This window comes from Gordonia sp. LMA167, assembly GCF_058130025.1.
The window spans coordinates 1,958,984-1,973,022 of the sequence record NZ_CM176708.1 but is presented as its reverse complement, the minus strand read 5'-3'; the positions used below and the strand labels follow the sequence as shown (position 1 = coordinate 1,973,022).

13 protein-coding genes are annotated in these 14,039 nt (G+C 66.8%); 8 read left to right on the top strand and 5 right to left on the bottom strand.

Annotated features, from left to right (window positions below):
- Nucleotides 1–225 precede the first annotated feature (225 nt).
- The 3 genes from ACVT6V_RS08850 to ACVT6V_RS08840 form a co-directional block, all read right to left on the bottom strand.
- Complete coding sequence (locus tag ACVT6V_RS08850) at nucleotides 226–1,725, bottom strand: MFS transporter (RefSeq protein WP_489899435.1); 1,500 nt, start codon at nucleotides 1,723–1,725, stop codon at nucleotides 226–228.
- A 269-nt stretch (nucleotides 1,726–1,994) separates the two neighbouring features.
- Nucleotides 1,995–2,822: a mycofactocin-coupled SDR family oxidoreductase gene (locus ACVT6V_RS08845; protein WP_489899434.1), complete on the bottom strand. Its 828-nt coding sequence runs from the start codon at nucleotides 2,820–2,822 to the stop codon at nucleotides 1,995–1,997.
- Nucleotides 2,822–3,622, bottom strand: a complete 801-nt coding sequence (locus ACVT6V_RS08840; RefSeq protein WP_489899433.1) for a mycofactocin-coupled SDR family oxidoreductase — start codon at nucleotides 3,620–3,622, stop codon at nucleotides 2,822–2,824. The genes ACVT6V_RS08845 and ACVT6V_RS08840 overlap by 1 nt, the downstream gene beginning before the upstream one ends.
- 179 nt (nucleotides 3,623–3,801) lie before the next feature.
- Between ACVT6V_RS08840 and ACVT6V_RS08835 the strand changes: the two genes are divergently transcribed.
- The 4 genes from ACVT6V_RS08835 (at nucleotide 3,802) to ACVT6V_RS08820 (ending at nucleotide 8,557) form a co-directional block, all read left to right on the top strand.
- On the top strand, nucleotides 3,802–4,875 hold the full coding sequence (locus tag ACVT6V_RS08835; RefSeq protein WP_489899432.1) for a 2Fe-2S iron-sulfur cluster-binding protein: 1,074 nt from the start codon (nucleotides 3,802–3,804) through the stop codon (nucleotides 4,873–4,875).
- Nucleotides 4,876–4,943: 68 nt separating this feature from the next.
- Nucleotides 4,944–5,867, top strand: coding sequence for a tyrosine-protein phosphatase (locus ACVT6V_RS08830; protein WP_489899431.1), 924 nt, complete (start codon nucleotides 4,944–4,946; stop codon nucleotides 5,865–5,867).
- 81 nt (nucleotides 5,868–5,948) lie between these two features.
- Nucleotides 5,949–7,688 carry a 3-oxosteroid 1-dehydrogenase gene (kstD, locus tag ACVT6V_RS08825; RefSeq protein ID WP_489899430.1) on the top strand — a complete coding sequence of 580 codons (1,740 nt, stop codon included), beginning with the start codon at nucleotides 5,949–5,951 and terminating at the stop codon, nucleotides 7,686–7,688.
- Nucleotides 7,689–7,693: 5 nt separating this feature from the next.
- Nucleotides 7,694–8,557 (top strand): MaoC/PaaZ C-terminal domain-containing protein, encoded by an 864-nt coding sequence (locus ACVT6V_RS08820; RefSeq protein WP_489899429.1) that lies wholly within the window; start codon nucleotides 7,694–7,696, stop codon nucleotides 8,555–8,557.
- A gap of 54 nt (nucleotides 8,558–8,611) precedes the next feature.
- Here ACVT6V_RS08820 and ACVT6V_RS08815 read toward each other — a convergent pair whose 3' ends face one another.
- Nucleotides 8,612–9,181, bottom strand: coding sequence for a TetR/AcrR family transcriptional regulator (locus tag ACVT6V_RS08815; protein WP_489899428.1), 570 nt, complete (start codon nucleotides 9,179–9,181; stop codon nucleotides 8,612–8,614).
- A gap of 113 nt (nucleotides 9,182–9,294) precedes the next feature.
- On the opposite strand from ACVT6V_RS08815, the gene ACVT6V_RS08810 reads away from it, so the two are divergent.
- Both ACVT6V_RS08810 and ACVT6V_RS08805 read left to right on the top strand, forming a co-directional pair.
- Nucleotides 9,295–10,080: an SDR family oxidoreductase gene (locus tag ACVT6V_RS08810; protein WP_489899427.1), complete on the top strand. Its 786-nt coding sequence runs from the start codon at nucleotides 9,295–9,297 to the stop codon at nucleotides 10,078–10,080.
- A gap of 140 nt (nucleotides 10,081–10,220) precedes the next feature.
- Complete coding sequence (locus ACVT6V_RS08805) at nucleotides 10,221–10,652, top strand: DUF6918 family protein (RefSeq protein WP_489899426.1); 432 nt, start codon at nucleotides 10,221–10,223, stop codon at nucleotides 10,650–10,652.
- 90 nt (nucleotides 10,653–10,742) lie between these two features.
- Here the strand turns inward: ACVT6V_RS08805 and ACVT6V_RS08800 are convergent, their stop codons facing one another.
- Nucleotides 10,743–10,883 (bottom strand): hypothetical protein, encoded by a 141-nt coding sequence (locus tag ACVT6V_RS08800; protein WP_489899425.1) that lies wholly within the window; start codon nucleotides 10,881–10,883, stop codon nucleotides 10,743–10,745.
- 244 nt (nucleotides 10,884–11,127) lie between these two features.
- Between ACVT6V_RS08800 and ACVT6V_RS08795 the strand changes: the two genes are divergently transcribed.
- The gene (locus ACVT6V_RS08795) at nucleotides 11,128–12,738 is read left to right on the top strand and encodes an MFS transporter (protein WP_489900757.1); all 1,611 of its coding nucleotides are present in this window, start codon (nucleotides 11,128–11,130) and stop codon (nucleotides 12,736–12,738) included.
- Between the two features lie 17 nt (nucleotides 12,739–12,755).
- The gene (locus tag ACVT6V_RS08790; RefSeq protein WP_489899424.1) at nucleotides 12,756–14,021 is read left to right on the top strand and encodes an SLC13 family permease; all 1,266 of its coding nucleotides are present in this window, start codon (nucleotides 12,756–12,758) and stop codon (nucleotides 14,019–14,021) included.
- Nucleotides 14,022–14,039: the final 18 nt, after the last annotated feature.

Sequence of the window (14,039 nt, the reverse complement as noted above, 5' to 3'; positions counted from 1 at the left end):
CGCTCGTTCCTCGCGAGGCTCCTCAGGGAGCGGGTGGTGACGCATCGCTCGTTCCTCGCGAGGCTCCTCAGGGAGCGGGTGGCGCCACATCGCTCGTACCTCGCGAGGCTCCTCAGAGAGCAGGTGGTGACGCTTGCAAGTCGTACCTCGCGAGGCTCCTCAGGGACCGAATGGTGAGGTCCTCAGGGACCGAGTGGTGAGGTCCCCAGGGACCGGTGACAACCGTCAGGCAGCTCCCAACACCCCTGGGGTCTCGGTGATCTCATCGACCGCGCGGCGCGGCATGGCCAGCGCCGTGAGCGCGCCCACCACCGAGACGATGGCGCCGATGACGAAGGCCACCTTGAACCCGTCCGAGTCGTAGAACGTGGCGCCTTCGGCGACCATCGCGACGTGCGAGTTGTTGAGTACGGTGAACGCGACCACCGACAGCACCGCCGGGAAGATGCTCTGACTCACCGCGACGATGCTGGCCGTGCACGCCTGCAGCTTCGGCGACACCGCCTCGATCACCAGGTTCGGCACAGCCGCGTACGACATACCCTGGCCGAGACCGAGGATCACCGCTCCCAGGATGATCGTCGACTTCTCCGAGTGGTTGAACGCCACGACCAGCATGCCGACCGCCATCAGCGAGAGGCCCGCCAGCATCAACAGTCGCGGTGGGAAGCCACGACTCACCAAAACACCGACAAGCAGTCCGCCGGCCACGATGGCGATCACCATCGGCAGCTGGAACAGCGCGAAGTCCTCGGCCGACAAGCCCCAGCCATATCCGAGCCCGATCATGCCCGGCACCATCACCATCATCGGCAGCAGAACCGCGAACAGTCCGGAAATCCCATAAGCAACACCCGCACTCACAGTGGTGAGATACACGGGTCGGCGCCGCAGCACGTCGAGATCCACCAGCGGATCGTTCACGAGCCGGGCCGACACCAGCCACGCCACCAGCAATGCGGCGCCGCCTAGCAGATAGGTCAGCGTCGACGATGCGGTCCACCCCCAGGACGGACCGAAACTGACGCCGATGAGCACTCCAGCCAGCCCGGCACCGAGCAGTACCGCCCCCACCAGATCAACGGTCGTCCGGACGCGCAGCGGCGACTCGTCGACCGTGACCAGAATGGCGAAGCCGATCGCCACCACGACGGCGAACAGAAACCAAAAGATGCTGCGGAATCCGAAATCGTCGATCAGCCAGCCGGTGAGGAACGGCGCGGGTACCGCCACCAGGCCCATACCGGTCGTGGCGATGCTGACCGCCAACGCGACGGCTCTCGGCGGGAACACGTCTCGGATGAGCGAGTACCCGAGGAACAGGCACGGCACCAGGAATCCGGCCAGTGCACGACCGGCGATCATCACGCCATAGGACGGCGCGATCGCCGACAACAGACATCCGGCGGCGGCGAGTGCGACACAGCCGAGCAGGAGCCGGCGCTTGCCGAACATGTCCGAGAGGCGACCGATGACGGGGGCGGTGACAGCGCCGGTCAGGAGGAACGCCGTCAGGAGCCAGGCCCCCTGCGTGGTCTGATAGTGGGTGACGATGAACGGCAGTGCTGTGGAGATCATCAGATAGCTGATCGCCAGGACCTCCAGCAACAACACGATCGACGCGAGACCCAAGACGAGCCGCGGCGTCCAGACTCGGGTGTCATCAGATGTCACCGATCTGGGATCAGCGAGCGAGTCCTCGTTCGGAGTGGGTTGTACAGGCATCGCATACCTTCCAGGGACAAAGACCCGTAGACGTCGGGCCGGGACGGAGTGATCGACACCGACGGAATGTGGTGCCAGTCACATCACACCGGCGCCGCATCGCCCACACCAGCCGGGCATCCCACTGTCCGGGAGATCCAGCGCCGAACGGTCAATCGGCAATAGCGCGCGGTGACAACGTGATTCACGCTGCCAAACCCGTTCCGACGCACAACGACGATGTGGCCCGGTCGCACCGGGCCACATCGTCGTATGATCTCGGGACTGGGTCAGCGCTGGGTCGACCCCGCATCCACCGGCAGGGTCACCGCGGTGATGTAGCGCGCCTCATCGGAGCCGAGGAACAACGCGGCGTTCGCGATGTCCTCGGGCTCGACCCACGGAATCGGCAGCATGTTCATCGTCGTGGCCGCCTCGGCGAACTCGGCGCGCGTCGGGTTCTCCAGGTCGGGACGGAACGCACTGCGCACCGCCGCGTTCTGGATCATCGGCGTGTCGACATTGGTCGGGTGTATCGAGTTCACCCGGATGCCGTACGGCGCCAATTCATTCGCCAACGACCTCATCAAACCGACCACGCCGTGTTTGGCCGCGGTGTAGTGGGCGACACCCATCAGCCCACGCAGACCCGCGATCGAGCTGGTCAGGATCATGGCGCCACTTCGCCGTTCGATCAGATGCGGAGCCGCTGCCTTACAGGTCTGCCACACGCCGGTGAGGTTGACGTCGAGCATGGTGTTCCACGCCTGCTCGTCGAGTTCGACCGCCGGCCCCTTCGAAGTGATACCGGCAGTCGCACAGACGATGTCGAGTCTGCCGAGTTCTGCCACCCCGGCATCGACAGCATCGCGAAGCCGATCCCCCTGGCGCACATCGACGATACCGGGCACGACGCGAGCACCCCGCTCCCGGGCCAGTCGGATCACCTCGGCCAGATCGTCGGGAGACGATGGTGGCGTGACAGTCGTCTCCACCTGCCGACAGATGTCGAGCGCGATGACATTCGCTCCCTCTTCGGCAAACCGCAACACCTGCGCCCGTCCGATCCCCCGTGCGGCCCCGGTGACGAGCGCGACCTTTCCCTCGACGCGCCCCATCACGACGTCTTTGCCACGAGGCCGGCATCCACGACGACGTTTGTGCCGGTGACGAAACGGGCCTCATCCGAGAGCAGGAACAACACCGCGTTGCTCACGTCGACCGGGCTCACCCACCCGACACCGAGCAGGTTACGCGACGCAAGAGCGGTCTCCGCATCCTGTTCTCCCGGCGCCGTGAGGTCGGGTCGGAGCTTGGCGAACACGCGGTCGTTGAGGATCATCGAGGTCCCCACCGAACCCGGGTGCACGGCGTTGACGCGAATACCACTCGGGCCCAGCTCATTCGCCAAGGTCTGCGCCAGACCGACCAGCCCGTGCTTGCTCGCGCAGTAGTGCGACGTCCCGGCCGATCCCTTGATCGCGTTGGTGGACCCGATCAGCACCACCGCGCCTCCCGAAACAAGATGCGGCACGGTTGCTTTCACGGTATGCCAGGCACCGGTCAGGTTGATGTCCAGCACGCGCCGCCAGTCGTCGTCGGAGATCTCCCAGGACGGTGCTGCGTCCGGATAGATGCCGGCGTTGGCGACCACCGCATCGAGCCGCCCGAAGTGGTCGACGCCCTGACGCACCGCCGACGCGAGCTGATCGACGTCGCGGATGTCGGCGAATCCGGAGACACATTGGCCACCGACCCAGTCGACCTCCTTCGCCGTCACGGCAAGATCGTCGGCAGCCGACTCCAGATCGATCGCGATGATCCGTGCCCCCTCCTCGGCAAGCCGCACGCAATGACTTCTCCCCATCCCGTTGGCGGCCCCGGTGACCAGGACAACCTGATCACAGAGACGATTCACCGTGTACTCCCACTGCAGATGTCCATGGCGGCGACCCTAGGTGCGGCCCTGCGGCCCGGGCTCTGCGTCCTCCCGCTCAGCGGACGTCCGCACGAATCTCTCCCGGACAGCAGAATGCGTGCGCCCATCCGAACTCAGCCCCGCCCACGATGGCGACAACGCAACTCCAGGAGGTTCCTATGACGACGGTTGCCGCCGACGTGGCCCCGCCGCGCTCCGCATCGGCCCGGGTCGCCCGGGTCATCGAGGAAACCCGTGACGCCACGTCGCTCGTGTTCACGGTGCCCGACAACCGCAGGCACGATTTTGTCTATCGCCCCGGTCAGTTCCTGACCCTGCGCATCCCCAGCGATCGGGGCGGCTCGGTCGCGCGATGCTATTCACTGTCGAGTTGCCCGGTCACCGACGCCGGTCTGACGGTGACCGTCAAGCGCACCGTCGGCGGCTACGGCTCCAACTGGTTGTGCGACAACATCTCCGAAGGAGACATCATCGAGATCCTGCCCCCGGCCGGGATCTTCACACCAGAGTCTCTCGATGACGATCTCCTGCTGTGGGGTGCGGGCAGCGGGATCACCCCGCTGCTGTCGATCCTGAAGGCGACGTTGGCGTCTGGAACCGGCCACGTGGCATTGGTCTATGCGAACCGCGACGCCGACTCCGTCATCTTCGCCGACGAACTGCGCGATCTCGCGTCGCGTCATCCCGACCGGCTGACGGTCATCCACTGGCTGGAGGTGGCCCGGCAGCAGCCGACTCCTGAACGGCTCGCCGAGTTCGCCCGAACATTCTCCGACCGTCACTCCTTCATCTGCGGTCCGACCGGCTTCATGACAACTGTCCGAGAAGCGTTGAGTCGACTCGACGTTCCGCGATCACACGTCCACGTCGAGGTCTTCAGGTCGCTGACTGGCGATCCGTTCGCGGCACCCGCACCGGCCCCGGCTGCCGACTCGGATGCGGATGTGGCTGCCGACGCGGATGCGGCGACGGTCGAGATCGACACCGACGGCGCAACCCACACCATCCGCTGGCCACGCTCGCAGAGCCTGCTGGAGGCGATGCTCACGCGTGGTCTCGACGTTCCGTACTCCTGCCGCGAGGGACAGTGCGGAACCTGCGCGGCCGTCGTCGTCGAGGGCGAGGTGACCATGGCCGACACCGGCGTCCTCGACGAGGACGACCTGGCCGACGGTTATGTCCTCGCCTGCCAGTCGCGGCCGACCGGCGACTTTGCCCGAATCCGGTTCTGACAATCCGATATCCGTCTGTGAAAGGAACATCTGTGCTGAGAAGCTTCCGTCGTCGCACCGTCCTCCGAGTGGCCGCCGCAACACTGGCCATAGGTCTGACCTCCATCGGCATCGGCACCATCCCCGAGGTGGCGCCGGTCGCGTCCGCGGCACCCGCCGGCGGTACGAGCATCGGGATCACGGCGGCTAACGCCCGCGATGTCGGCGGATACCCGACCCGCACCGGGGCCGTCGTCCGGACCGGTGTCGTCTACCGCAGCAACGCGCTGAACACCCTGACCGACGTCGACAAGCAGAAGCTCACCATGCTCGGCGTCACCGACATCATCGACGTGCGCTCACCCAACGAGGTGGCGGCGAATCCCGACAACCTGCCGCCCGTCCGTTACACCAAGCGGCCGATCTGGAACCCCTCCGACGATTTCTACGTCAGGGTGAACCGCATCATCGGCGCAGGGCCGGCCGCCCAGCAGGAGGCGCTCGGGTCCGGCAAGGCGGCGCAGATGATGCGTGACTACTACCGCTGGATGGTGACCGACCCGAGCGCCCGGCATCAGATCGGCGCGACACTGCGTGACATCGCAACGTCGGCGACGCCACTGCTCTTCCACTGCACCTCGGGCAAGGACCGGACCGGCCTCATCTCGGCCGTGCTGCTCACAGCGCTCGGCGTGCCTGAACGGGCCGTATACCAGGACTACCTCGCATCCAACGATCGCCTGGCCGCCGGCAACGCGGCCCAGATGACAGCGCTGGTCGATCACGGCCTTGTCACCGACCCCTCGTTGTTCGCGCCGATCCTCGGCGTGCAGCGCGACTTCCTCGCGGCATCGTTCGACCAGATCCGACGGTCCTACGGCTCGTTCCAGCGCTATCTGACCCACGGTCTCGGCCTCGATATGCCCAGCGTGAGGGCACTGTCAGCCAAGATGCTGCGGCGCGGAGTGTCGCCGACACTGCCGGGTCCGCTGGGTGCGGGCAGCGTCAACTGACACTCCTCTGGCGCTCCATTTCTGTAACGTGTTCTAATTCAGGTAGAACACGTTGCACCCGCGGCGCACGAAGGGACTTCCATGGCCGGCGCGACCGAACCAGCAGACCAGACCACCACCTCCCCGGAGACCTACGACGTGATCGTCGTCGGCGCAGGCGCGGCCGGACTGAGTGCAGCCATCACCGCGGCCGCCAGCGGTCTGAAGACGGTGATCATCGAGAAGTCCCCGTACTGGGGCGGCTCGACATCACGCTCCGGTGGTGGGGTCTGGATCCCCAACAACTCGGTGCTCAAACGCGACGGCGTCGACGACACGGTGGCCAAGGCCCGCGAGTACGTGCACGCGATCATCGGTGAGCACGCGCCGGCGGACAAGGTCGACGCCTATATCGACCGCGGTCCCGAAGCGCTGGACTTCCTCATGAAGAACGCCCCGCTCGACCTCGAGTGGGTGAAGAACTACTCCGACTACTACCCCGAAGCCCCCGGTGGCCGGCTGGGCGGACGGTCGGTGGAACCGCGTCCCTTCGACGCCCGCAAGCTCGGCGACGACCTCAAGACCCTGCACCCGCAGTACACCAAGGCCCCGCTGAACATGGTGGTGCTGCAGTCGGACTATCGCTGGCTCAACACCGGCATCCGGCACTGGCGCGGTCCGGTGCGGATGGCGAAGGTGGGCACCCGTTTCTTCTGGGCCCGTTCCCGGGGCAAGAAGCTCATCGCGATGGGCGCCGCGCTGGCAGCGGAGCTGCTGCTTGGCGTGCGTCAACTCGGCGTGCCGCTCCGGCTCAACACCGGTCTCACCGATCTGCTCACCGAGGATGGCCGGGTGGTCGGTGTGGTCGCCGAATCGCAGGGGCAGACCTTCGAGATCCACGCGCGGCACGGGGTGATCCTGGCGTGCGGCGGTTTCGAGAACAATCCGGAGATGCGGCGCAAGTACCAGCGTGAGCCGATCGGTTCCGACTGGACGACCGGCGCACCGTCGAACACCGGGGACGGCATCAACGCCGGCCTCAAGATCGGCGCCTCGGTGGCCTTGATGGACGACGCGTGGTGGGGCCCGACCATCCCGCTTCCGCGTGGACCGTGGTTTGCGCTGTCGGAGCGATCCGTGCCGGGCACCTTCATCGTCAACGAGCGCGGTGAGCGGTTCATGAACGAATCGCTGCCCTATGTGGAGGCCGTGCATCAGATGTACGGCGGCGACTACGGGCAGGGCGACGGTCCCGGCGAGAACGTGCCGTCGTGGCTGATCATGGACCAGACGTGCCGCAACCGCTATCTCTTCGCCGGTATCAATGCGCGTCAGCCACTTCCGAAGAAGTGGTTCGAGGCCGGGGTGGTCGTCAAGGCCGGATCGATCCGCGAACTCGCCGACAAGATCGGTGTGCCCGCCGACGGGCTCGCGAACACCACCGAACGCTTCAACGGCTTCGCCCGCTCCGGTGTCGACGCCGACTTCGGCCGCGGTACGAGCGGCTACGACCACTACTACGGCGACATCACCAACAAGCCGAACCCGAGCCTCGGCGCTCTGACCAAGGCCCCGTTCTATGCGGTCAAGATGGTGCCCGGCGACCTCGGCACCAAGGGCGGCATCGAGACCGACGCGTCGGGCCGCGCGCTGCGGGCCGACGGATCGATCATCGACGGACTGTATGCCGCCGGCAACACCAGCGCACCGGTGATGGGCCACACCTATGCCGGGCCGGGTGCCACCATCGGACCCGCTCTCGTCTTCGGCTATCTCGCCGCGCTCGACGCCGCTGCGCAGAAGGCCACCAGCACAACCCCGTCCACCAGCACAGGAGCCTGATCACCGTGCCCATCGACCCCGCCATCGCCGTCGGCGCCGACCTCGGCGAGACCACCTTCGAATGGTCCGCATCCGACGTCGCGCTCTATCACCTCGCCGTCGGCGCCGCGGCCGACCCGATGGACACTGCCGCCCTCGCCTACATCGACGACGTGAATCCCAAAGTCCTGCCTACGTTTGCGGCTGTCGCAGCCACCTTTCACATGACCGAGGCACCGACGGTCTCCTACCCCGGCGTGGACATCGATCTGGCGAAAGTCGTGCACGGCAGTGAAAAGGTGACGCCGCACCGTCCGCTGCCGCCGGCCGGCAAGGCCACCAGCCGCACCCGGATCGTCGAGGTGCAGGACAAGGGTGCGGCCGCCGTGGTCCTCCTCGAATCCGTCACCACCGACGACCAGGGCGACGACCTGTGGACCACACGATGGTCGATCTTTGCCAAGGGCGAGGGCGGTTTCGGCGGCGAGCGCGGGGCCTCGGCCAAGGTCAGCTATCCCGAGCGGGAACCCGATCACCGCCTCTCGATCCCGACCCTGCCGCAGCAGGCGTTGCTCTATCGCCTGTGCGGCGACCGCAATCCGCTGCACTCCGATCCGACGTTCGCCGCCGATGCGGGCTTCCCCCGACCGATCCTGCACGGGCGGTGCACCTACGGTGCGGTCTGCCGCGCCGTCGTCGACAACGTACTCGACGGCGACGTCACTACCGTTCGCAGCTACTCGGCATCCTTCGCCGGCGTGGTCTTCCCCGGCGAGACACTCGATGTGAGTGTCTGGGATGAGGGCGACGAGCTGCTCATCACCGCGGCCGTGGCCGACCGCGACGGCGCACCGGCACTCGGGAATGTTGTGCTGGAGGTCATTCGCTGAACAGCCGGCTGCTGATCGAGCCGCCGACGAGCGGCAGCGCGGCGGGTATCGAGATCACCGCACCGGCAACAGCTCCACCAATTCCCGCAGATCGTCATCGCCGGGCACAGTCCTGACGAAGACCACGCGATACAACAGGTAGCCGGCCCAGCTGTCGGCGACGGTGTCGACCGGAAGCGATGCCGGTAACTCGCCTCGCGTGATCCCTCGGCGCAACAACGCTACGGCGTTCGCCGTACGCGCACCGACGACGTCGCGCAATTCGACCTGGCCGGCCTCGCCTCGCTCGGCCAACGCTCCGGCGACCACCGACGGTCCACCCAGCAGCGTCAAGGTGTGCACCAGCTCGCGTAGGTGCGTGAGCGCGTCCCCACGGACCGAGCCGGTGTCGGGGACCGGGGGCACCACGAGTTCGGCGGTGAACGCATCGGTCACCACCGCGGCCTTGGTCTGCCAGCGCCGATAGAGCGTCGCCTTGCCCACGCCCGCGCGGGAGGCGATGGCCTCCATGGTCACCTGGTGATACCCGGCCTCGCCGACCAACGCGCGGGTGGCCGCCAGAATCCTGTCGTCGAGATCGGGATCACGGGGTCGTCCGCGTCCGCGAGCCTCATCGTCGCTCATCTGTGTCGTGCCCCCAGACATGTGGAATAACGGAACGTTGCGTCTCGTTATTGTGAGCGTATCTCGACCCGCCGCCGAGACGGGCCGACTCACAGGAAAGAAGGTTGGTTCAGATGACAGCTCGGTTCGCCGACAAGGTTGTATTGATCACCGGCGCCGGATCCGGACTCGGCCGCGCCGCCGCCGTGCAGGTCGCCGCCGAGGGCGCGTCCCTCGCGCTGGTCGATGTGAGCAGCGGAGGTCTCGCCGACACCGCGGCGAAGGTCGCCGACGTGTCGTCGGACGCGAAAGTGATCCAGATCGTGGCCGATGTATCCGACGAGGACGCCGTTGCAGGCTACGTCGCCCAGACCGTCGAGACCTTCGGCCGGATCGATGGGTTCTTCAACAATGCCGGCATCGAGGGCAAGCAGGACCTGACCGAGGATTTCGGAACTGCCGAGTTCGACAAGGTCGTCTCGATCAACCTGCGGGGTGTGTTCCTCGGCCTCAAGCATGTGCTCGCGGTGATGAAGAAGCAGGGCTCGGGCAGCGTCGTCAACACCGCCTCGGTGGGCGGCATCCGCGGGGTCGGCAACCAGTCCGGCTATGCCGCCGCCAAGCACGGTGTGGTGGGTCTGACCCGCAACTCGGGCATCGAGTACGGCCAGTACGGCGTCTCGGTGAAGGCGATCGCCCCCGGCGCCATCATGACGCCGATGGTCGAAGGCTCACTCAAGCAGATCGATCCGGGCAACTGGGAAGAGGTGGGACGCGAGTTCGTGAGCGTCAACCCGATGAAGCGCTTCGGGCGGCCCGACGAGGTCGGCAACCTGGTCGCATTCCTCCTGTCCGACGACGCGTCGTTCATCAACGCGACCGTCATCCCGATCGACGGCGGACAGTCGGAGAAGTACTGACGTCTCCACCCCGACGTGGCGTGCACCACAGCCCGGTGAGCGTCCCCCGCAGGCCGGGGCAGGGCAGTAATCTCGACCCGGACAATTGGGGCCGCCCGTACCCGGGCGGCCCCGCCCCGGCTTCACATGAGGAGACGTCTATGAGTGATTCGCTGCAGTCCCTGCTCGGCACCGACCGCGACGCCGTCGTCGCTGATCTGGTCACCGTGATCGACGCCGAGGTGTCGGATCAGAAGGGACTGGGTGGCGCCGCGGTGAAGGCGGCGTATGCGGCGGCCCAGAAGGTGAAGCCCGGCGTGGTGTCGTCGGCGACGAACCTGATGCTGCCGGAATTCCTGACCGCGCTGCAGCCGCTGTGGGATTCCAAGCCGGCCGGCGTCTCCTTTGCCGATCACCTGGTGGCCAACGGCGACTCCGCGGCCGAAGCCCTGCTGACGGTGACTGACGATCACGCGGCGACCGCGAAGCCGGCCCTGGCCAAGGCCTACAACTCCCTGCGCGGCAAGGCCAAGAGCTATGTGATCGCGGCGCTGCCCCGAGTGGGAGCCGCGATCGAGAAGCACGCCGCCTAGTCACTTCCGAGATCGTGCGATGCGCTCATCGATCGGCCCGTTGGGGCCGAGCGATGGGCGCGTCCGCGTCTGAGGGGGCGGATGCTGTGGTCAGGCTGCGGATGTCACGATGAGGAGCAAGCCGACGACGACCGCGACCAGCGCGGCCAGCATCGACAGCACACGCCATACGTGCACGCGCGCCGGTGAGATGTCGGTACCTTGTGAAGAGGCGACCTGGGGTGAGGCCATGATCTCCCGCTTTCGGTTGTCCGGATCGACATTGATCCGGGTGGATAGCGATTCCCCTTGTTACTGCAGTGATAAATGTGTCACATGTTGCTCTCAGGTTGAAGGCACCGACACCGCGTGTCTCGATTACGAAAAGGCAACACCTGTGGTGGGGATCTGGTGAGGGGTGGCAAGGAACGTGACGCTTTCGCGAGAGGCTCTCCGGTCGGCGTGGCTGATCACCATCGCCTGCGCGGCCGTGAGCATGGTGGTCGCCGCGATGGCCGCGCTGAACACCGCGCTGCCGGACATCGCGATCGACATCGGCGCCGACGCCGGGCAGATGACCTGGATCGTCGACGGCTACACCCTTGCCCTGGCTGCGCTCCTGCTCCCGGCCGGCGCGATCGGGGATCGATTCGGTCGTCGTGGTGTGCTGATCGTCGGGCTGATCGTTTTCGGCATCGCGTCGCTGCTCGCGATCTGGGTCACCAATCCCACCGAACTGATCGCGACGCGTGCGCTCGCGGGCGCCGGGGCCGCGCTGATCATGCCCACGACCCTGTCGTTGATCACCTCGGGCGTGCCGGAGGCCCGGCGGGCGATGGCCGTCAGCATCTGGGCGGCCGTCGCCGGCGGCGGCGCCATCGCCGGCTTTCTGGTGACCGGCGTCCTCCTCGAGTTCTTCTCGTGGCATTCGATCTTCATCACCTTCGCCGCATCATCGGTCGTCTCGATCGCTTTCTGCTTCACCATCGGCACCTCTCGGGACCGCAACCCCGGCCCCTTCGACTTTCTGGGCACCATGTCGTCGATCGTCGCGGTCACCGGCATCGTCTTCGGCCTTCTCGAGGCGCCCCATCGCGGATGGGATGACGCCCTCGTCCTGTCGTGCCTGATCGGCGGTGTCGTGCTGGTCGGGGCGTTCTGCGTCATCGAGCTCCGCCGCGCCTCGCCGCTGCTCGACATCCGTCTGTTCCGCAACCGCGCCTTCGGATCCGGTTCGCTGTCGGTGGCGATGCAGTTCCTGGGGTCGTTCGGGTTGTTCTATCTGCTGTTGCAGCAGCTCCAGTTGGTGTTCGGATACTCGCCGCTGGAATCGGCTCTCGCGCTCCTGCCGTTCGTGGTGGGAGTCGGCGTCTTCTCGCTCGTCGGTAACTGGCTGGCCGTCCGATTCCACGCGGTGAAGTACTTCATCGGTGGCGGCGTGCTGCTCGCCGGTGTCGGCATCCTGCTCATGGGCGCCCTCGACTACGACAGCTATTGGTCGCTCGCGTGGATACTCGGCGTCTTCGCGACGGGCATCGGGCTGTCCAATGCGCCGTCGACGACGGCCATAATGACCAACACCCCGCTGGACAACCAGGGCATCGGGTCGGCGATCAACGACACCGCACGCGAGGTCGGCGCCGCCATCGGCATCGCGCTGGCCGGCAGTATCGTCGCCGCCGGCTGGTCGTCGCGGATCGGCCCGGTGGCCGACTCGACCCGCGAGCAGATGGTCGAGGCGGGTCAGCAGCGCATAGCCGCGGGCGATGCCGCCGGCGGGCAGGCGCTGATCGCTCAGGCCGACATCGCGTCGGAGACCGTGCGCCGGTCCCTTGCGGAGGCGAGCGCCGTGGCCGATCGTCTCGCCGGCCAGGCCGGCCCGCTGGCCGACCGCATCCTCGACGGTGCACGCGAAGCCTTCATGGGGCCCTTGAGCCAGGCGTATATCGTGCTCGGCAGCGTCGTCATCGCGGGTTCGGTATTGCTGTTCTGGTTGGCACCGTTGCGGATGGTCGAGGAGCCCGCGGACACCGCCGAGGACGGCGAGGACGGCGACGGACTCGATGAGACACCCGATGACGTCGTCGACAGCCGGTCGGGCGGTTGAACACTGCTGGTTCGGCGGTGATCTCCTCCGACAGCGTGGTGGGCGCGGTGGTGTCGATCCTGCTGCTGGCGGCTGTCGTGGTGTTCACCATGGTGGCCCGAGGCCGCTCGCCCGCGCTGGTCGCGGTGCCCGCCGCGGCCTTGGTGCTCGCTCTCGGACTGACCCAATGGTCCAGTGCCCGAGACGAACTCGACTTCATGGCGCCGACGATCGGGTTTCTTGCGGCCATGCTCGTAGTGGCGGATGTGTGCGGGCGGACCGGGGTGTTCGCCTGGGTCGGTGCGCTGGTGTCACGGTGGAGTCGCGAATCGCCGACCCGCTTGCTGCGCATCGTCTTCACCGTCGCCGCGGTGGTGACCGCGATCCTCAGCCTCGATGCCACCATCGTGCTGCTGACTCCACTGGCGGTCGACACCGCCCGACGGATCGGGGCCCGCGTCGCGCCGATCGGTTACGCGTGCGCCCACATGGCCAACAGCGCGTCGACCCTCATGCCAGTGTCGAATCTGACCAATCTGATCGCATTCTCCGCCACCGGCCTCACGTTCCTCGGGTTCACCGGGACGATGGCCTTGCCGTGGATCGTGGCGATCATGGTGGAGTACATGGTGTTCCGTCTGTTCTTCGCGACAGAGTTGGCCGAACCGGCGAAACAGCACAGCACCGACGATCATGCCGCGGACCCCTCGCCTCCGCGCTGGACGCTGACGTGCCTGGGGCTGCTGCTGATCGGATTCCTTGTCGCCGAACCCCTGGGTGTGCCCCTCGTCGTAATCGCCGCCGTCGGGGCGGTGGCGATGACCCTTCCGCTGCTCGCCACCGACCCGGTCGCGGGGACCGTCCGCGCCGTCCGTGCCGCGAATATTCCGTTTCTCGCGTTCGTCGCCGCCCTCGGCGTGGTGATCCTGCCAGTTCGCGAAGGCCCCCTCGGTGACGCCGTTGCCCACCTGATCCCGTCCAGCACAGGCCTGCTCGCCCTGCTGGCGGTTGCCGCACTCGCCGCGGCGCTCGCCAACGTGCTGAACAACCTGCCGGCCACACTCCTGCTGCTACCCCTGGTCGCACATCAGCCGGGCCTCGTGCTCGCAATGCTGCTCGGCGTCAACATCGGTCCGAACCTCGCATACTTCGGGTCGTTGGCGACGCTGTTGTGGCGCGATGTGATGCGGCGCCATGCCACCGCCCCACCACCGTCGAGGCGGTTCCTGACCCTCGGCGCACTGTCGGTGCCGCCGACGTTGATCGCTGCGGTGGTTTCGTTGTGGCTTGTGCGGTCGGTGTGAGGCCCGAAGAGCTTGTCT